The sequence below is a fragment of the Lentzea xinjiangensis genome (assembly GCF_900110955.1).
GTDB classification, from domain to species: Bacteria; Actinomycetota; Actinomycetes; order Mycobacteriales; family Pseudonocardiaceae; genus Lentzea; species Lentzea xinjiangensis.
Genome location: NZ_FOFR01000009.1, coordinates 127140 through 146571, shown reverse-complemented (window position 1 = coordinate 146571; position 19432 = coordinate 127140). Strand labels below are relative to the sequence as shown.

Here is a 19432-nt window from a genome sequence, read left to right as displayed (position 1 = left end):
ATGACTCACGAGCTGCGCATCGCCGTGGCGACCGATTCCGGGCTTGTGCGCGAGCACAACGAGGACTCGGTCTACGTCCGCGCGGACCTGCAGGCCGTGGCCGACGGCATGGGCGGCCACGAGCACGGCGAGCTCGCGAGCGCCCTCGCGGTGAACGTCCTCGCCGAGTGGCGGGGCGATCTCGGCCCCGCCGTGGCCGAGATCGCGCGCCGGCTCGACGCGGAGGTCCCGCAGGGGGCGGGCACCACGCTCACCGCGATGCGCTGGGAGGGCCTCGCCTTCCAGCTCGCCCACATCGGCGACTCCCGCGCGTACCTGCTCAGGGAGGGCGAGCTGCGCCAGATCTCCCACGACCACACGATGGTCCAGGCGCTCGTCGACGCCGGTCGCATGACGCCGGAGGAGGCACTCGTCCACCCGCGCCGCGCGTACGTGCTGCGGGCACTGCAGTCGGGCAACTCGCACGAGCCGGACCTCTCCTGGCACCAGGCGAGGATCGAGGACCGCTACCTGATCTGCAGCGACGGTCTCACCGACTACACCGACATCGAGGACGTCCACGACATCCTGCTGTCCACTGAGGACGGCACGGAGGCGACCTGGCAGCTCGTCGCGCTCGCCAACGGCAACGGCGGCCCGGACAACATCACCTGCGTGGTCGTCGACGTGGTCCGCAAGAAGTGGTGGCAGCGCTAGGGAACTGGAACGACCCCCCGGCGCGACGCGCCGGGGGGTCGTGGCTCATCACGGGTGTTACAGGTTGGCCGGCATGCCCGACTCGTCGGCCGCCGCCGTGGCGGAACCGCTGAGCAGGTCCTTCACGATCTTGTTGGCCTCCTTGACGGCCGGCGTGATCATCTTGATCTTCACCTTGCCGTTGGCCAGCTTGCCGCCGACGTCGTAGGTCTTGTCCTCACCGGGCAGCGGGAGCGCCTGGCAGCCGGTGAACTGCTTGCGCGGGGTCGCACCGGTCTGGAAGTAGAAGACGATCGGGTCGTCGACGCAGTCCGTGTTGTACGGGAACAGGCCGTGCGAGCCCTCGTTGTCGACGCTGATCATCTTCGCGTTCGGCAGCGCCTTCGCCGTGGCCAGACCACCCTCGTACGCGGTGGCGGCGTCGAGCTCGCTCTGCGCGACCAGCAGGCGCGGGAACGTCTTTTTGTCCGGCTTCGGCATCGAGATCGTGGCCGGCCAGTACGCGCACAGCGGAGTGCTCATGAACGGCGCGATGAACGGCGCGTTCATGGTCAGGTCGGCCAGCCAGTAGTTCCAGAAGTGCAGGTTCTGGTTCCACTGACCGTCCTGGCAGCGGATCGCCTCGAACGACGCGTCCCAGGACTCGACCTCCGCGGCGGCGGTCGTGGTCTTCACCGCGACGCGCTCCTTCTTGGCGATCGCGGCGAGCGCGTTCTGCTTGCCCTTGGCGATGAACGCCTTGTTCTCGTCGGTGAGGCCGGGGACCGCCAGCATCCTCGCGACGATCTGCTCGACCCGCTCCGAGTCGGTGCCCGCCGGGGTCGCCGTGGCGATCACCGCGGCGACCGCGGCCGCGGCGGTGGGGTACTGCGAGGTGTCGTACATCGCCGGGATCACGAACCACGCGACGAAGAGCTGGCCAACGAACTCCCGCGTGCCACCGCCCTCTTCCCACTTGCGGCGGATCTCCATCGGGTCGGTGCCCTGGCCGTAGTCGGCGTCGTTGCGCGCCATGAACGGCAGCAGCGCCTCCTGGAACTGGCGGTCGCGGGTGCGCGGCTGGAGGTCCCAGGTCTTCTCGAGCGTGGGCTGCGAGGCGTCGACGGCCGAGTCGAGCAGGAAGCGGTGCGCCTTGCCCGGGAACGTGGCGGCGTACCAGGTGCCGAGCCACGTGCCGTAGGAGTAGCCGATGTAGCTCATCTTCTTCTCGCCGAGCAGGACGCGGATGAAGTCCATGTCGTAGGCGGTCTGCTCGGTGTTGATGAACTTGGTCAGCGGGTTCGCCAGGCAGCCGTCGACCTTCGCCTTGTTCAGCACGTTGACGTCGGTGCTGTTCGGGACGGTGTAGCTGCACGTGAGCGGCGTGGACAGGCCGACACCGCGCGGGTCGAAGCCGATGAAGTCGTACTGGCCGGCGAGCACCGGGGAGCGCAGGGCCATCGCCGCGCCCCACGGCAGGCCGGAGCCGCCGGGACCGCCGGGGTTGACGAGCGCGATGCCCTGGCGGCTGGTGCCCTTGAACGCGGTCTCGGTCTTGGAGACCCGGATGCCGATCGTGTTGCCGTCGGCGGGGTTGTGCCAGTCGCGCGGCACCTGGACGGTGGCGCAGGCGAGCCCCTTGACGGTCTTGAACTTCGCGACGGTCGCCTCGTCGACGCCGGGGAACGCGCACTCCTCCCACTGCACGGCCTGGGTGGTCAGCGCACCCGCGAGCGTGGCCGTGTCCGGTTCCCGCGCCGGCGCCGCGCCCGCCGCGGGCGTGAGCACGAGGCTCGTCGCGGCCAGCGCCCCGGTCAGCGCGGCGACACCGCCTCTGAAGTACTTCCTCACTGGTGGATCCCCTATCTGCCCCCGCACGGCCGGTGAGGCCGCGCTTGCAACTGGGGAGAAGGGGGAAGCCGCCGTTTGACACTCCTGGGTGATGGCAGGAAGTCGCCATGTCCGGAAACTGTCACCGGAAGGGTTCGCAGAGTGATGAACACCCGCGATGGTCGTGACTGGGGGTAACTAGAGCCAGCCGCGTCGTGAGGCCTGCACGCCGAGCTGGAACCGGGTCTGCGCACCGAGCAACTGCTGTAGCCGGCTCACCCGGCGGTGCACGGTCCGTTCGCTGACGCCCAGCTCGCGCGCGATCGACTCGTCCGTCAAACCGGCGCTGAGCAGCGCCATCAACCTCCGGGTCGCCGTCGTCGGCTCCTCGACGGTGTCCGCGTGGCCGCCCGGCGTGATCGACACGGCCATCCGCCAGAACGCCTCGAACAGCTCGATCAACGCGCTCAGCAACACGGACGGGTGGATGAGGAGCGCGACGACGTTCCCGCCGGTGACCGTCGGCACCGCGATCAACGCCCGGTCCGCGTCGGCGATCACGAGCTTGAGCGGCACCCCGGGGAACGTCCGCGCCTGCTCGCCCGCCGCGATGCTCTCCTGGACCGAGGCGAACCCGGCCTCGGTCTGCAGGAGCCCGGAGTCGTACACGACCCGGTACGCGACACCGCGGGCGAGCGCGGGAGGCTGGGCGGGACTCGCCTCGGGCTGCGGGCTGAGGTACGAACCGGGGTCGAGCGCCCGGACCTGGCACTTGGCCTGGCCCTGCATCTCCTCGAACGTGCTGATCACCTCGTCCGCCTCCGTGAGCACCTCGACGAAGTCGACCTCCTTCGCGCCGTGCTCGGCGTAGGCGGCGGCCAGCACCTCCGCGGTCTCCCTGGCCCTCGCGGCAGCGGCCTCGTGGCTCGACGCGATCGCGGCCAGCGCCGACCGCGGCGGCCGCACCGCGTCGTTCCTGACCAGCCCCACCCGGACGAGCTCGTCGTGCGCGGGGCCGGGTTCCGCGGGAGATCCGCACAGCATCGCCAGGTAGAGCTCCTCGGCTTCCGGCGACAGCCCCTGGTGCACACGACTCCCTTCGGTGATCTGAATCGAAGGTACCTGGTCGAACATGCGCGACGCGGGACGGCCGGGCCGCGGCCGGGGAGGTCCGCGGCACGCCCGGCTGCGCGACCCGTCAGCCCGTCGAACGCTCCGTGCGGCGGTGGTGGCGGCCACCGGTTCAGCGAGGCACTCTGTCCTTTGTGGACCGTCTCGCCGCCGGAACGGGGATCAGGTCCTGCGCAGCAGGTAGGTGTCCATGATCCAGCCCTTGCGCGCACGGGCTTCCTCGCGCACGGCACGGATCCGCGCGGCCACGTCCCCGACCCGCCCGGACACCAGGACCTCGTCGGGCATCCCGAGGTAGGCGCCCCAGTAGATCCACGTGTCGGGGTCGACGCCCTCGAACGAGTACGTGGCGTCCAGCATCACGGCCACGTCGTCCACTCCGGCCGGCCACCCGGCCGCCAGCCGGCGCCCGGTGGTGATCTGCACCGGCTTGCCCACCTGGTTCAGCGCCACGCGGTGACCGGCCGTCAACGCCGCCACGGAGGTCACGCCGGGGATCACCTCGACGTCGAACTCCACGCCGCGGCCGAGCAGGTCGTCGAGGATCGCGAGGGTCGAGTCGTACAGGGACGGGTCGCCCCACACCAGGAACGCGCCGACCTCGTCCTCGCCCAGCTCGGCGAGCAGTTCCAGGCACACGTCCGCGCGGGCCCGGCGCCAGGCGTCGATCGTCGCGACGTAGTCGGCCGGGGTGCGGTCGCGCTCCGGGTCGCGGCCCTCGACCCAGCGGTACGGGCGCGTCACGTGCTCCGCCAGGATCGAGGCGCGCAGGTCGACGAGCTCCTGCTTCACGGATCCCTTGTCCAGCACGAAGAACACGTCGACCGTCTGCAGCGCTTTGACGGCCTGCACCGTCAGGTGGTCGGGGTTGCCCGCGCCGATACCGATGACCAGGATCTTTCGCACCGAGACACACTAACTCAGCGCGCCGCCGGCACCCGGCCGGTCGATCAACCGCGCGCGACCGGCCGGGTGCCGACGCGGGTGTTGACGGCGGGGCAGGCGCGTTCGAAGCTGCACGGGTGGAGTTGCCGGCGCGGACTCAGCAGGTGTTCCTCAGGTTGTGCTGCATGGAGGAGCAGGACCGGTACCGGTACTTCCTCCGCGACGCCGACGACCAGCTCGCGGTGCTGGCCGAGCACGGCCTGGTCGAGTTCGAGGGGCAGCGGGTGCGCCTGCTGGCCGCCGCCGAGCAGGCCGGCCGGGCGGTGGTGGATCCCGGGTTCGCGCGGGCGGTGGCCGAGGAGTGGGCCGCCAACTGGATCGCGTCCCTGGAGGTCGCCGCCGACGTCGAGAAGCCCGGTCTGCTCGCGCACGCCGCGCCGTACCTGCGCCGCCTCGGCCGGTGGGACGAGCTGGCGGCGCTCGAGGACCGGCTGGGGCGGCACGACCGGGCCGTCGAGGCGAAGGCCGAGGCGCTGCGCCGGGCTTACGAGGCAGGCGATCCCGGCGAGATCGGCACGGGCCACCACGACTTCGCCGTGCTGCTCGGCCGGCTGGACAGGGCGTCGCCCGCGGTGCTCGCGCACTACCTGGCGTCGGCGCTGATCGCCGTGAGGACGAACGCGCCGACCCTCGGCGCCGAGATCGAGATGATCGCGATGTTCGCGTTCGCCTTCGGCCTGCCGGAACGCATCGCGCTGGACGACATCTGCGCGCTGGCGGGGGAAACCGGGGGCGTGCGGCTGCGGGAGCTGCTCGACCGCCTGCCGCAGGAGGTCCCCGACGAGCTGCAGCAGGTGGTCGACCGCGCGATGGAGCGGGCGGGCGAGGCGATGCGGGACTGGACGCCCGTCATGACCGCGGTGGTGCTGCACGCGTCCGGCGCCGCGGACCTGACCGGACAGCTCGAGACCGCGCTCGCCGGCCTGGAGCGCGGAGCCGACTCGGCGCCGCTGGCACGGGCGCTGCGGCGCGTCCTGGCCGGCGAGCGCGGTCCCGAGCTGCTGGACGGGCTCGGCATGCTCCCGTCCGGGATCGTCGGGAAGGTCCTGGCTAGCCTGCGAGAACGTGCAGGATCCTGACCGGCTTCCTCGGCGCGCCGTCCAGGGTCCCGTCCGGCTGCGGCACGATCCCGGCCTCGACGATCCGGTCCAGCGTGTCCATGCCGTGGATGACGTGGCCCATCACGGTGTAGACGGGCCGGATGTTGGCGAACGAGTGCACGATGAAGAACTCGCTGCCGTTCGTGCCGGGTCCCTGGTTGCCGTAGGCGATGGTGCCGCGCGGGTAGGTCTCGGCGCCGGTCACCTCGTCGGCGAACCGGTAGCCGGGGCCGCCCTCCTCGGCCCGGTAGATGTCACCGCACTGCAGGACGCCCAGGCGCGCGGTGTCGGTCAGGCGCCAGCACTGCGTCATCGTGTAGAACCAGTGCCGCGCCAGGTGCGCGAAGTTCTCCACCGCGCACGGCGCGTTGGCGCGGTCGAGCTTCGCCACGACCACGCCGTAGTTCGTCACGATGGTGACCTTCACCGTGCCCTTCGCCGGCACGACGGCGGACGGCACCGGCACCGGGCGCGCCGCCGGGTTCTCCGGCGTCGGGATGAACTCGCACTTCGCGGTCGGCGGCCTGGTCAGCGGCTCGGCGGACGCGACCGGGGCGAGGACGACCATCATCAAGACAGCGAGCAGTAGCCTCATGGGTGCCGACCGTAGCCGCCACGACCCTCACACGGGAACGGTTTCCCGCTGCTCGACCGCCGCGGGGCGCTGCGCGGGCCTGCGCTCCAGCCACCACTGCGAGACCAGCAGCGGCACCACCCAGCCGGTCCACGTCGAGATGCCGGCGATCGTGTTCGGCAGCTCCTCCTCCGGCACGCTGCCCGCCAGGAAGAGGAACGCGAGCACGCCCCAGATCCGGTTGGTGATGATCGAGACGGTCAGCACGAAGCTGCGGATCATCCACTTGCGGTGGTCCCGGAACTGCCGCCGCCGCGCCGCACGCCACGCCAGTGAGGTGAACAGCAGCCACAGCAGGGCAAGCATCACGTTGCTGACCGCCGCGACCGGCCCGAACGGCGTCATCCAGCCGACGACCAGCCCGGCCAGACCGCTGGGGAGCACACCGCCCCACACGTAGACACGGCCGATGCGGCGGTGCCATGCGGGGAAGCGGCCACGGAACCACGGCCAGATCTGCACCACACACGTCAGAATCGCGACCGCCCCGCAGACGACGTGCACGACGAGCAGGGGGTAGTGCGGTCCCCAGTCCGACTGCACGCGCGCCTGCACACGGTCACCGGTGAGGTAGGGCGGCAGCGAGAACGCCACGAACGCCACCACCACGAAGGCCAACGGGCCCACCCAAGGCTTGCGCAACCACGTCATGGCGCCACGATCACAACAACCGCTTACCGCTCACGCACCGCTCGCTGACGTCCCGGGCAAGGCGGCCCGGCGGCCGCGTCCGGGCTGTGCACGGTGACGGAACAGCGTTGTGCTGCGGTTCTGACACCCCGCTGACACCTGACGGGGTGTAGCTGTCAGGTCGCTGTGAGCGCACCCCGGCAGGGTCAGCGCCATGAAGCCGACAGCCCTGATCGCCGCGACCGCGCTCCTGTTCCTGGCGGCGCCGGACGCGCAAGCCGCGTCGTGCAGCGGACGCGGGTGCAACGGCGAGGACCCCGTCGCCGCCGGGTGCGCCGGTAGCACGACGGTCGCCGACACCGCGGCGATGTTCACGTCCGGCACGGCCGAGCTGCGCTGGTCGCCCGCGTGCCGGACGAACTGGGTGCGGATCTCGAACTACTCCGGCGGCGACTCGGCACTGCGCATCACCGTGTGGACGAGCAGCGACCGCGTCGGCTTCGTCGCGCCGGGAACGCCGGGCAACCACTGGGGAAACATGGTGTACGCGCCCGGTTGCGCCCGCGGCGAGGTGGCCTACGTCGACCGCGACGGCGCCCACCACACCGCCCGGCTCCAGTCGAGCGACTGCTGAGGGGGCGTGCCGTGACCGGCTACATCACCGACTGACCTCCGTCTCGCACCACCGCTGTTTTCCAGAGGGAGAAGCATGTTCGTCAAGATCGCAAGCTCGGTCGGCACCGCGGCGCTCGTCGTCGGCGCCCTGCTCGGGATCGCCTCGCCGGCGAACGCCGAGACCAACCCGAACTGCTCGCAGGTGACGCAGATCGGCGAGACCGCCTACATCAAGTCGGGCGGCACCACCGTCGCATCGGTGAAGCAGTTCAAGGGGTGCAACAAGAACTGGGCCTACACCTACGTGTGGGAGGGCTTCCGCAACTCGCACAGCGGCACCTGGTGGGCCTGCTCCGGCGTCTCCACCAGCTCGGGCCTGGCCGACTACAAGTGCGGCGGCAACCACCAGAAGGAGGTGTGGTCCTCCGGCGCCAACACGCTTTCGGTGTGCACCAAGGCCTACGGCCAGCTCGAGTGGTCGAGCGGCGAGGGTTACGCGGCCACGGACCAGCGGTGCTGAGCCGTGACCGGCAAGAGCACTGCGCCTGAATTTCCGGGACTCGGCAAGAAGAAGGGCTCACGGTGTTGAAGAGATTGACGTTCGTGGCGATGATCGGTGCGCTGATCAGCGTCTTCTTCGGTACTTCTCCGGCATCCGCGGCGACGGCGCGCAACGGCGTCTGCGAGTCGGGTGAGTTCTGCCTGTACTACAACAGCGACCAGGCCGGCTCGGTCTCCGACTTCAACACCTCCATCTCCGACTACGGCGACAGCCAGCCGACCTGCTACGACTTCAAGAGCGCCGGCAACGGTCAGGGCGTCTGCGTGAAGAACAACGCGGCCGCGGTCTGGAACCGGATGGGCAGCCCGGTCACGGTGTTCTTCAACAGCGGCTACGCGGGCACCAGCCAGACGTTCGCCGCCGGTGCGAAGGGCAACCTGAAGACCGGGCTGAAGAACGAGAACGCCTCGCACCGCATCGGTTCTCCGGCCGACGCGCGGGACGGCGTCTGCCACGACGACGAGTTCTGCCTGTACTACAACAGCGACCAGGCGGGCTCGGTGTCCGACTTCGAGACCTCGGTCGCCAACTACGGCGACAGCCAGCCGAGCTGCTACGAGTTCAAGGGCGCCGGCAACGGCCAGGGCCTGTGCGTCAAGAACAACGCCGCCTCCGTCTGGAACCGCACCAGCAAGCCGGTGACCGTCTACTTCAACAGCAACTACGGTGGCACCAGCCAGACGTTCCCCGCCGGTGCGAAGGGCAACCTGAAGACCGGGCTGAAGAACGAGAACGCCTCGCACCGCATCGGTGACAGCGGTGGCAGCGACCCGGACCCCGACCCCGGCGACCCCGGTCCCTACCCCGCTCCGCCGAACAACCCGCACCCGGAGGAGGCCGTCCGCGCACCGCAGGCCAGCGCGCGCACGCAGTTCGTCGACACGCAGATCGCCCAGCTGACCGGTGAGACGCAGTGCTACGTGGGCGACTACCGGCCCGGCGAGCCGTCGACGAGCAACCACAACACCGGCAACGCGCTCGACTGCACGATCTCCGACGCGATCGGCCAGTACCCGAACGCCGCCCAGGAGGCCCAGGGCTGGAAGCTCGCGAACTGGCTGCGCCAGCACGCCGCCGCGCTCGACGTCCGCTACGTGATCTGGGACGGCAAGATCTGGAGCGTGGCCCGCTCGTCCGAGGGGTGGCGCACCTACACCGCCGGCAGCGGTGTGACGGGTGGTCACTACGACCACGTGCACGTGTCGATCCAGAACCCGTACGGCGACTGATCGAACGCGAACTGGTCAGCTGATCAGGCTGTCCAGCAGGTTGTCCCTGCGCAGACCGGGTGTGCCGAGCAGTTCGGCCGCCCGGTCCGCGTGTTCTTCCCGGCCCGCCCCGGCGAGCACGAGGTGCGCGACGCCCTCGCCGTACCGGTCGCCGCGGGCGCCGGTGATCTCCAGGCAGCGCTCGGCGTCCTCGACGGCCTGCGCGGTCCTCCCCGCGGCCAGCCGCACCTCCGCCCGGCACAGCAGGGCCTGCCACTCGTCGTTGTGCTCGCCCGTCACCCGGCACAGGCCGATGCACTCGGTCAGCGCCTCCTCGGCCTCGTCCAGCCGGCCGAGCCGGAACAGCGCCTGACCCTGCGAGGCCAGCGCGTACGCCGTTCCGGCGGTGTCCCGGTGCGCACGGGCGTGCGCCAGGCTCTCCACCGCGGCGTCGAGGGCCTGCCCGTACCGGCCGGCCACCTGGTGCACCTGGGCCAGCGCGGACAGCGGGACCCGTTGCGCCCCGGCAGGTCCGTGCTCGGTGGTGAGCTTCAGCGCCGCCACGAGGGCCGACTCGGCGAGCTCCAGCTCACCCAGCTCCCGGTGGATCGTGCCGATGCCGACGAGCGCGCGCCCCTGCCCGAACGGGTCGTCGGCACGTGCCTCGAGCACCTCTTCGAGCTGTGCGCGGGCGGTCTCGAACGAGCCGATCCGGCGGTTCGCCGCCGACTGCACCAGCAGCGCCGTCTGCACCGCGGCCGAGGTGCCGACCGTGCGCGCCGCCCGGTCCGCGACCCGGCCCAGCTCGACCAGGTCGGCGACCCTGTCCTGTTTGAACAGGTGCGGGTAGAGCATGTGCGCGATGGCCAGCGCGTGGTGGGCGAGCTCCGGTTCCGCCATCGTCGACCTGGCCGCCGCCAGCAGGTTCTCGGCCTCGTCGGTCAACCACCGCAACGGCTCGTCGATGTGCTGCTGCGCGGCGAGGTCCGTGAGGGCGCCGTAGGCGTGCGGGCGCAGTTGCCCGAGCGCCGCGGCGAGCGTCTCGCGGTAGTGCGTGAGCGCTCGGGCGAGTGCCTCGTGCTTCTCGTCACCCACGCGCTCGGCGCCAAACAGCCGGAGCAGGTCGTGCACCCGGTACCGCTGTGCGCCGCACGGTTCGACGAGTTTGGCGTCCACCAACGGGTCCAGCACGCGGTCCACGTCGTCCTGCCCGAGCAACGCCCGCGCCGTCCGTTCGCTCACGGTCGGAACGTTGAGGCAGCACAACAGGGTGAAGGCCCTCGTCGACCGCTCGGCCAGGCCCTCGAAGCCGATCTGGAAGCTCGACCTGACGCCGAGGTCGTCGAAGTGCAGCTCGTCCAGCCGGTGCCGCCGGTCCGCGAGCCGCCTCGCGAGCGTCGCCGTCGTCCAGTCCGGCCGCGCCCGCAGGCGGGCGGCCGCGATGGTGAGGGCCAGCGGCAGGTGGTCGCAGGCCCGCGCGATCTGCTTCGCCGCCGCGCTGTCGTCGCCGAGCAGGAGCAGCGCGTCGTCCTCGGGAAGCGGGCCGAGCCGCACGTGCCGCGCGCCGAGCGTCGCGAGCATCCGCCGGCTCGTGATCAGCACCACCGAGCCCGGCTGCCCCGGCAGCAGCGGGGCGACCTGCGCCGCGTCCACCGCGTTGTCGAGCAGCACCAGCACCTTCCGCCGGGCGAGCGTCGACCGGTAGAGCGCGGCGGCTTCGGAGACGTCCGCGGGCACCGCGAGCGGTGGCGTGCCGAGGGCGCGCAGGAACCGCCGGACCACCTCGGCGGGGGACAGCGGTGACCGCCCCGGCGTGGCGCCGTGCAGGTCCGCGTACAGCTGACCGTCGGGGAAGCGCTCGGCCACCGCGTGCGCCGCCGCCGTGGCGAGCGCGCTCTTGCCCTGCCCGCCGGGTCCGTGCACGGCGATCACCGGGTCGGCCGAGGTGGTGATCAGCTCGATCTCCGCGCGCCGCCCGACGAACGGCTCCGGGGCCTTCGGCAGCTCGCGCGGGACGGCGGGGACGTCGCCGCGCAGGATCGCGGCGTGCAGGTCCCGCAGCTCCTGGCCGGGGTCGAGGCCGAGCTCCTCGGCGAGCCGGCGCCGTCCCTCGTCGTAGGTCCGCAGGGCGTCCGCCTGCCGCCCGCCGCGGTGCAGCGCCATCATCAGCGCGCCCCGCAACCGCTCCCTGGTCGGGTGTTCGGCGACGTGCCGGGTCAGCTCGCCGATCACCTCGTGGTACCGGCCCTCCTTGATCGCCTTGTCGGCCCTGCGCTCGACCGCGGCGAGCCGTTCCTCCTCCAGCTCGCTCGCGAGCCGGGTGTCCGTCGTCAGCTCGGCCAGCGCGGGCCCGCGCCAGTGGCTCAACGCCTCGTCGGGGTCCTCCGCCTCGCGGAAGAGCTGGAGGTCGAGCGAGCGGTCGGGGATGTCGAGCCGGTACCCCTGCCGCGACCACCCGAGGCTCACCCCCGGCAGGTCCCGCAACGCCCTCCTGAGCTGTGACACGTGCACCTGGACGGCCTTGCGGGCGCTGGCGGGCGGATCGCCGTCCCACAGGACCGACATCAGGTGGTCGACGCCGACGGTCCGGCCGGCGTGCAGCAGCAGGAGCACGAGGACCTGGCGGGGCTGGCCGGCGGGAACGCGCACGACCCGCTGCCCGTGCGTGACGAGCAGCGGCCCGAGCACCCCGAACCGAACGCCGTCCACGGTTCTCACGATAGCCAGGCGGGTCGCGCGCGAGTGACCGCCGGGGCAGCCGGTGCTCGGTGGTGGCGGTGAGCGCTGAAACGAGACGGATCGGTCGTGCGAAAGCGACAGATGGGTGTCCCACCACCTCGTCCGGGGTACGCCAACAGGCCGAAGGTGCACCCGGAGCCACCTCTTTCGCGCACAAGGTGCGCGATTGACCGTCAAGCGGCAAAAAGTCGTGCGAAAATCGTTCGGGGACCGCCCGCGGGCGAGGATCGGCGACACGTCCGGCATCAAGTCGTCGTAGTGCCGCCTGATACGCCCGCAGGCGGATTGGAAGGGTCCGCGCACCCGGTTGCCGCAGTGGCACTCGGATTTCTTTCACGCGGAAAACAGAACAGTGCTCTGCGGTAGCGTCAGTATTGGTGGGTCACCTCATTGGAGTAACGGCGGTGCCGCGATCATCCCAAGTCGGGCATCATCACCTGGCTCGACGAAGTCGTAGAACGAGGGGTCTCGTGTGACCATCTTCCGTGCCGGCCGGACCGGAGCGTGGTGGATGTACCTGGTGGTGGGTCACCTGCTGCTGGGCGTCTACTACCTGATTCCGGTCAGCCCTGCGGGAACGACGGGGCAAACGGTACGGGTGGTGCTCTACTGCACGATCAGCGCCTCGGCCGCGGTCGCGACTTTCGCCGGTGTCAAGCGCAACCGCCCCCAATGGCGGCGGCCGTGGGTGTTCCTCGCACTCAGCCAGGTCGTTTACGCGATCGCCGACCTCACGTTCTACGCCTCGCACTACATCTTCGAGCACACGGTTTACCCCTCGTACGCGGACATCTTCTACCTCGGGCATTACCCGTTGATGGTGGCGGGCGTGATCCTGCTGATCCGCCGCCGCACCCCGGGGCTCGACCTGCCGAGCCTGCTCGACGCCGCGGTGCTCGCGGTCGTCGCGGGCATGGCCTCCTGGCTCTACGTGATCGGCCCGCAGGCGCGGCTCACGTCACCGGTGCTGGTGAAGATCGCGTCGCTGGGCTACCCGATGATGGACCTCGCGCTCTTCGTGGTGGCGCTGCGGCTGATCTTCGGAGCCGGTCCGCGGCCGCGCGCGTTCATCCTGCTGACCGGCAACCTGCTCGGCATCCTGACCGCGGACACGATCTACGTGCTGCAACGGCTCGACGGCAGCTACCACGCGGGCAACTTCCTCGACGCCATCTGGTTGTCGGCCAACCTGTGCATCGGTGCCGCCGCGCTGCACCCGACGATGGCGCGGCTGGTGGACCGCGGGCACGTCAAGGACGTCGGCCTGAGCCGCGGCCGGATCATCGCGCTGTCGTCGGCCGCGCTCGCCGCGCCGGTGCTGATGCTGGTGCACGACGTCGGCGAGTCGTCGCAGGACGTCCTGGTGATCGCGGCGGGCAGCGCGCTGCTGTCGTTGCTGATCATCGCCCGGCTCGCGGGCCTCGTGGCCGACCAGCGCAAGCTCGCGATCACCGACAGCCTCACCGGGCTGCACACCCGCAGGTTCTTCGAGGCCCAGCTCCCGCTGGAGATCGCCCGCGCGCGGCGCAACGACGGCTCGGTCGCGGTGTTCATCATCGACGTCGACCGCTTCAAGTCGATCAACGACAACTACGGCCACCCCGCGGGCGACGACGTGCTGATGGAGGTCGCCGCCCGGCTGCGCGCGGCCTCGCGCTCCGGTGAGGTGCTCGCGCGCTACGGCGGCGAGGAGTTCGCGCTGCTCGTGCCGGAGGCCGGTCCCGGCAGGCTGTCCGTGATCGCGAACCGGCTGCGCGAACGCGTGGCGGAGAAGCCGATCCCGGTCAACGCGGGCAACGACGACATCCCGTTGTCCGTCACGGTGTCCGTCGGGTCGGCGAGCTTCCCGACGCACGGCGACGGCCCCGACGACATCGTGGTGATCGCCGACCGCGCGCTGTACGCGGCGAAGGCGGCGGGCCGCAACCGCATTGCGGTCGGCCCGGAGCCGTTGCCCGCGGTCGACCCGGACACCGACGGCGCCATGGCGGAGTTCCTCTGCCAGGTCGCCGACCGGGTGGACGGGTGGCTGCAGCGCTACGACCACAGCCGGTCGGTGTCGCGCTGGGCGGGCGTGGCCGCGGGCGAGTTCGGGCTCGACGCGCCGACGATCAGGGTCGCGCAGCTCGCTGGCCGCCTGCACGACATCGGCAAGATCATCATCCCCGAGGTGGTGCTCACCAAGCCCGGCGCGCTCACCGAGGAGGAGTGGCGGCTGCTGCGCCAGCACCCCGACTTCGGCTACCGGCTCGCCAGGATGGTGCCGGGGTTCGCGGGCGTGGCGCACGTGATCAGGCAGCAGCACGAGCGCTACGACGGCACCGGCTACCCGGACGGGCTGCGCGGCGCGGACATCCGCGCCGAGGCGCGGATCCTGTCCGTCTGCGTCGCCTGGGCGGCGATGAGGTCGAACCGTCCACACCAGACCGCGCTGGGCGAGGAGCGGGCGCGGCGCGAGCTGTGGGCCGGCCGGGGCGAGCAGTTCGACCCGGACGTCGTGGACATGTTCCTGGACCTGCACACCCAGGGCACCATCGGAATGCTCCGCCCGTCCGGATTGTCCATTCAGGAGGCTGGTTTCCCGGCCGAGTTCCGGCCCTGACCACCTGGCGGTGGCATGCTCTGGGCCATGAGCACGGAGTACGCCATCCCCGCCGAGGTGCCGAGCCCCGCACGACCGGCCGCGCCCGGCGGTCCGGTGGGCAGGTGGCTGCTCGCGGACCGGGTGGCGCCCTCGGGGCCGGAGAGCCGCGAGGCGCACGCCAAGCCGCACGCGTGGTGGAAGGTCATGACGCTGACGGGCGTCGACTACTTCTCCACGCTGTCGTACCTGCCGGGCATCGCCGCGCTCGCCGCGGGCGCGCTGTCGCCGCTGGCGACGTTGCTGATCGTCGCGCTGACGCTGCTCGGGATGCTGCCGATGTACCGGCGGGTGGCGCGGGAGAGCCCGCACGGCCAGGGCTCGGTCGCGATGCTGGAGGACCTGCTGCCGTTCTGGCGCGGCAAGGTCTTCGTGCTGGTGCTGCTCGGGTTCGTCGCGACCTCGTGGATCATCACGATCACCCTGTCCGCGGCCGACGCCTCGGTGCACGCGCTGGAGAACCCGTACGTCCCCGAGTCGTTGCACGGTCATGAGCTGGCGTTGACGATCGTGCTGCTGCTGATCCTCGGCGGCGTGTTCCTGATGGGCTTCAGCGAGGCCGTGGGCGTCGCGATCCCGCTCGTCGCGGTGTTCCTCGCCCTGAACGCCGTCCTGGCCGTCGTGGGGCTCGTGGAGGTCTTCTCGGCACCGGACGCGCTCGACCGCTGGGTGTCGGCGCTGGGCGCGCACGGCGACGGCCTGCTCGGTGTCGCCGGACCGGCGGTCCTGGCGTTCCCGCTGCTGGTGCTCGGTCTGTCCGGCTTCGAGACCGGCGTCAGCATGATGCCGCTCGTCGCGGCCTCCGGCCGGACGCGGGAGGAGCGCCTGGAGAGCCGGGTGCGCAACACCCGCAAGCTCCTGACCACCGCCGCGTTGATCATGTCGGTGTACCTGGTCGCGACGTCGTTCATCACCACCGTGCTGGTACCGCAGGACAAGTTCGCGCCGGGTGGTCCGGCGAACGGCCGTGCGCTCGCGTACCTCGCCCACGAGCTGCTCGGCGAGGCGTTCGGCACCGCCTACGACATCAGCAGCATCCTGATCCTGTGGTTCGCGGGCGCGTCCGCGATGGCGGGCCTGATCAACATCGTGCCGCGCTACCTGCCGTCGTACGGCATGGCGCCGGAATGGGGCCGTGCCGTCCGTCCCGTCGTGCTCGTCTACACGGTGATCTGCATCATCATCACGGTCATCTTCAACGCCGACGTGAACGCGCAGGCCGGCGCGTACGCCACCGGGATCCTGGCGATGATGGTGTCCGGCTCGTTCGCGGTCACGGTGTCGGCGTGGCGCAAGGGTCAGCGCGGCGCCAGGGCCGGCTTCGCCCTGCTGACGCTGGTCCTGCTGTACGCCCTGGTGGAGAACGTGATCGAGAAGCCGGACGGCATCACGATCTCCTTCGGCTTCATCCTCGGCATCGTGGTCATCTCGCTGGTGTCGCGCATCTCGCGCACCACCGAGCTGCGCGTCGACCGGATCGAGTTCGACGACGACGCGCGGAGGTTCATCACCGACACCATCGCGAACGACGGGCTGATCACGTTGATCGCGCACCGCCGCCAGTTCGGCGACAAGGCGGAGTACGACGAGAAGGAGTCCGAGCAGCGCGGCATGAACCCGGTGCCCGGCACGGCGGACGTGATCTTCCTGGAGATCGACATCGTCGACCCGTCGGCGTTCAGCGACGTGCTGTGCGTGCGGGGCGTCGAGGTCGACGGCCACCGCGTGCTGCGCGCCTCCGCGCCCGCGGCGCCGAACGCGATCGCGGCGATCCTGCTGGCGCTGCGCGACTCCACCGGCGTGCTCCCGCACGCGCACTTCGAGTGGTCGGAGGGGAACCCGCTGGGCCACCTGTTCCGCTACCTGATCCTGGGGCGCGGTGACACGCCGCCGGTCGTACGCGAGATCATCCGCTCGGCCGAAGAGGATCCGTCCCGACGCCCACGCGTGCACGTCGGATAACTGCCAGACTTCCCCTTGTACGTCCGTCTACAGGGGGAAGGACGCCACACATGTTCCGCAAGCTGTTGATCTCGTCCGTCGCTGTCGCGACGGTCGCGGCGGGGATCGCTCCCGCCGTGGCACACGAGCCGGAAACCCGGCCGGTGCGTTCGTGCGCGGATCTCGTGCGCTCGTTCGACGTGCCGGATGCCCGCACCCGTGTCGCGTCGGCCGCGGTCGTGTCCGGGCCCACGGAGTTCTGCGACGTGCGCGGCACGATCGAACCAGCGATCGGCTTCCAGCTCAAGCTGCCGACCAGTGGCTACCAGGGCCGCTACCTCCAGTACGGCTGCGGCGGGTTCTGCGGGATCATCGACGAGCCGGACTTCCCGCGGGGCTGCGGTCCGGCCTTCGGTGACGCCGCGGTGGCGGCGACCGACGACGGTCACCAGGCCACGCCACCGGGCAACGGTTTCGACACGACGTGGGCCATCAACGACCAGAAGGCCCGCGACGACTACTTCTTCCGCGCACCGCACGCGTTGTCGAAGGTCTCCAAGCACATCATCTCGGTGTTCTACGGCAAGGCGCCCACGAAGTCGTACTTCAACGGCTGTTCCAACGGCGGCCGCGAAGGACTGCTGCTGGCCCAGCGGTACCCGCACGACTTCGACGGCATCATCGCGGCGGCACCGGCCGCCCACTACACCGGCGTCATCGCCTACCAGGCCTGGCTCGCGCGCAACGCCATCCCGAACGACAAGATCGTCGTGCTGCACGACGCGGTGATGGCGGCGTGCGACGGACTCGACGGCCTGGTGGACGGGCAGATCGACGACCCGCGCCTGTGCGAGTTCGATCCCGGGACGCTCGCGGGCCGGCTGACCGACGACGAGATCGCGCGCGTGCGCCGCCTGTACGCCGGCCCGTCCGACCAGGGCGTGCGGCTCTACCCCGGCGGTCAGGCCCACGGCTCGGAGCTGTCGTGGACGTTCTGGCTCAACCCGGTACCGGAGCTCGGCCAGTCCATCGCGGCCAGCCTCGCGGACAACGCGTTGAAGCACCTCGTCTACCCGATCGGCAAGCCGCACTCGTCGCTGGAGACGTTCGAGTTCACCCTGCGCGAGTTCCGGCGGCTGGTGCCGGAGACCGCGAAGGCGAACTCGTTGTCGCTGGACCTGCGCGAGTTCCGGCGATCAGGCGGCAAGCTCCTCATCTGGCACGGCGCCGGCGACCAGGGCATCCCCTTCGAGAGCACGCTCGACTACTGGGCGCGCCTGACCGGCGGCAAGACCCCGGACTGGGCGAGGCTGTTCGTCGTGCCGTCGATGTGGCACTGCGACGGCGGCGACACCCTGACCTCCTTCGACCCGTTGCCCGCGCTCGTCTCGTGGGTCGAGGGCGGCAAGGCGCCGGACCGGGTGGTCGCGTCCGGCGTCGACGCCGAGGGCAACGTCGTGCGCACCCGCCCGGTGTTCCCGTACCCCTTGCGGGCCAGGTACGACGGCTCAGGATCCGTGGACGACGCCGCGAACTTCGTGGCGGCACCCGGCTTCGGGTTCTCCGACCGGATCCGGTGGGCCGGTGAGGACCTCTACCACCGGCCCGGACCCGTCGCGCCCTAGCGGAACCGGTGGATGGCGGCGGTGATGGCCTTGTCCATGCTGTTGCCCTCCGCGATGACGTGGCCGGCGTCGTTCAGGATGACCAGCTCGGCGTCCGGCCACCTCTTCGCCACCTCCCACGCCGTCTGCAACGGCCCGCCGAAGTCGTTGCGGCCGTGGATGAGCACCCCGGGGATGCCCTTCAACCTGTGCAGGTTGTCGAAGATGTAGTCGGGCGGGAGGAAGCCCTCGTTGCCCCAGTAGTGGGTCACGGCCCGCGCCAGCCGGTAGCGCTCCACCGGGTCCTCGTACCTGGTGCCGGTGAAGTCGTTGTCGCCGCCGGTGATCGTCGACAGGTCCCACTTGCTCCAGTCCCACGCCGCCTTCTCGCGCACCCGCGGGTCCGGTGAGTTGAGGAGCTTGTTGTAGGCGAGAGCCAGGTTCCCGTCGCGGTCCTCCTCGGGAACGCCGTTCTGGAACGCCTCGAAGTAGTCGGGGAAGAACATGCCCAGCCCGCGGGTGATCCACGCGTGCTCCTCGGGGCGGGAGGTGGTGACCGCCGGGATGATGATCTCGCTGACGCGGTCGGGGTGCGCGATGGCGTAGGCGAGGACCAGAGTCGAGCCCCAGGAACCGCCGAGCAGCAGCCACTTGTCGATGCCGAGGTGCTCACGCAGCTTCTCGGCGTCGTCGACCAGGTGCTGGGTGGTGTTGTGCTCCATGCTCGTGGCCGGGTCGCTCAACGGCGGAGTGCTCCGGCCGCTGCCGCGCTGGTCCCAGAGGACCAGGTTCCAGTGGCTCGGGTCGAAGTCCTCGCGCCACCGCGGGTTGGAGCCCGCTCCCGGGCCGCCGTGGAAGACGCAGGCCGGTTTGCCGTTCGGGTTGCCGCTCGCTTCCCAGTGGATTCGCTGGTTGTCGCCTACTTCCAGCATTCCTCGGGCGTAGGGCTCCACCTTTGAGTACATGGTGGGGGAGGGTATTGGAGGCCGGGGTTGTGGTGCTCGGCCTTTTTCGAGGGCCCTGTGGGCTGCGGTTGGTCGTAGGTGCCCGGATTGCTCCGCGACCTCGCGGTGCGTGCTCTTCCCCCTGGGCGCTGCCCCAGACCCCGCGATCCGCTCCGGGGGCCAGCGCCCTGCGCGGGTTGATGGCACGCCGGTCGGTGTGGGCGGGCGGCTCC

15 protein-coding genes are annotated in these 19432 nt (G+C 70.8%); 8 read left to right on the top strand and 7 right to left on the bottom strand.

Translation table 11 applies throughout. The annotated features are described in order from the left end of the window. Complete coding sequence (locus tag BMW88_RS20610; protein WP_089952977.1) at positions 1–696, top strand: PP2C family protein-serine/threonine phosphatase; 696 nt, start codon at positions 1–3, stop codon at positions 694–696. Positions 697–753: 57 nt separating this feature from the next. Here the strand turns inward: BMW88_RS20610 and BMW88_RS20605 are convergent, their stop codons facing one another. The 3 genes from BMW88_RS20605 to cobF form a co-directional block, all read right to left on the bottom strand. Continuing rightward, positions 754–2526, bottom strand: coding sequence for an alpha/beta hydrolase (locus BMW88_RS20605; protein WP_089952975.1), 1773 nt, complete (start codon positions 2524–2526; stop codon positions 754–756). Positions 2527–2703: 177 nt separating this feature from the next. Further along, positions 2704–3594 carry a helix-turn-helix transcriptional regulator gene (locus BMW88_RS20600; protein ID WP_245777935.1) on the bottom strand — a complete coding sequence of 297 codons (891 nt, stop codon included), beginning with the start codon at positions 3592–3594 and terminating at the stop codon, positions 2704–2706. Between the two features lie 204 nt (positions 3595–3798). Next, complete coding sequence (gene cobF / locus BMW88_RS20595) at positions 3799–4542, bottom strand: precorrin-6A synthase (deacetylating) (RefSeq protein ID WP_089952972.1); 744 nt, start codon at positions 4540–4542, stop codon at positions 3799–3801. A gap of 164 nt (positions 4543–4706) precedes the next feature. Here cobF and BMW88_RS20590 point away from each other — a divergent pair, with 164 nt between their 5' ends. After that, the gene (locus tag BMW88_RS20590; RefSeq protein ID WP_143116167.1) at positions 4707–5660 is read left to right on the top strand and encodes a hypothetical protein; all 954 of its coding nucleotides are present in this window, start codon (positions 4707–4709) and stop codon (positions 5658–5660) included. Here BMW88_RS20590 and BMW88_RS20585 read toward each other — a convergent pair. Continuing rightward, the gene (locus BMW88_RS20585) at positions 5632–6276 is read right to left on the bottom strand and encodes a peptidylprolyl isomerase (RefSeq protein WP_089952968.1); all 645 of its coding nucleotides are present in this window, start codon (positions 6274–6276) and stop codon (positions 5632–5634) included. The genes BMW88_RS20590 and BMW88_RS20585 overlap by 29 nt on opposite strands. Before the next feature lie 27 nt (positions 6277–6303). Then, positions 6304–6966, bottom strand: coding sequence for a DUF2306 domain-containing protein (locus BMW88_RS20580; RefSeq protein WP_089952966.1), 663 nt, complete (start codon positions 6964–6966; stop codon positions 6304–6306). A gap of 193 nt (positions 6967–7159) precedes the next feature. Here BMW88_RS20580 and BMW88_RS20575 point away from each other — a divergent pair, with 193 nt between their 5' ends. From BMW88_RS20575 to BMW88_RS20565, 3 genes are all read left to right on the top strand, one after another. Then, entirely contained in the window at positions 7160–7579 is a 420-nt protein-coding gene (locus BMW88_RS20575; protein ID WP_089952965.1) for a DUF2690 domain-containing protein, read from the top strand. Positions 7580–7654: 75 nt separating this feature from the next. Next, entirely contained in the window at positions 7655–8080 is a 426-nt protein-coding gene (locus tag BMW88_RS20570; RefSeq protein WP_089952963.1) for a hypothetical protein, read from the top strand. Positions 8081–8142: 62 nt separating this feature from the next. Then, on the top strand, positions 8143–9351 hold the full coding sequence (locus tag BMW88_RS20565; RefSeq protein ID WP_245777934.1) for a peptidase inhibitor family I36 protein: 1209 nt from the start codon (positions 8143–8145) through the stop codon (positions 9349–9351). A 15-nt stretch (positions 9352–9366) separates the two neighbouring features. Here BMW88_RS20565 and BMW88_RS20560 read toward each other — a convergent pair whose 3' ends face one another. After that, complete coding sequence (locus tag BMW88_RS20560) at positions 9367–12039, bottom strand: AfsR/SARP family transcriptional regulator (protein ID WP_177221212.1); 2673 nt, start codon at positions 12037–12039, stop codon at positions 9367–9369. A gap of 502 nt (positions 12040–12541) precedes the next feature. On the opposite strand from BMW88_RS20560, the gene BMW88_RS20555 reads away from it, so the two are divergent. Genes BMW88_RS20555 through BMW88_RS20545 form a run of 3 tightly spaced genes read left to right on the top strand, consistent with a single transcriptional unit; the run spans position 12542 to position 18276 of the window. Continuing rightward, positions 12542–14671 (top strand): bifunctional diguanylate cyclase/phosphohydrolase, encoded by a 2130-nt coding sequence (locus BMW88_RS20555; RefSeq protein ID WP_245777933.1) that lies wholly within the window; start codon positions 12542–12544, stop codon positions 14669–14671. 27 nt (positions 14672–14698) lie between these two features. Further along, entirely contained in the window at positions 14699–16672 is a 1974-nt protein-coding gene (locus tag BMW88_RS20550; protein ID WP_089953214.1) for an APC family permease, read from the top strand. Between the two features lie 50 nt (positions 16673–16722). Continuing rightward, complete coding sequence (locus BMW88_RS20545) at positions 16723–18276, top strand: tannase/feruloyl esterase family alpha/beta hydrolase (RefSeq protein WP_089952959.1); 1554 nt, start codon at positions 16723–16725, stop codon at positions 18274–18276. On the opposite strand, the gene pip is transcribed toward BMW88_RS20545, so the two are convergent. Then, positions 18273–19220 carry a prolyl aminopeptidase gene (gene pip, locus BMW88_RS20540; protein ID WP_089952957.1) on the bottom strand — a complete coding sequence of 316 codons (948 nt, stop codon included), beginning with the start codon at positions 19218–19220 and terminating at the stop codon, positions 18273–18275. The two genes, BMW88_RS20545 and pip, sit on opposite strands and share 4 nt — an antisense overlap. Positions 19221–19432 lie beyond the last annotated feature (212 nt).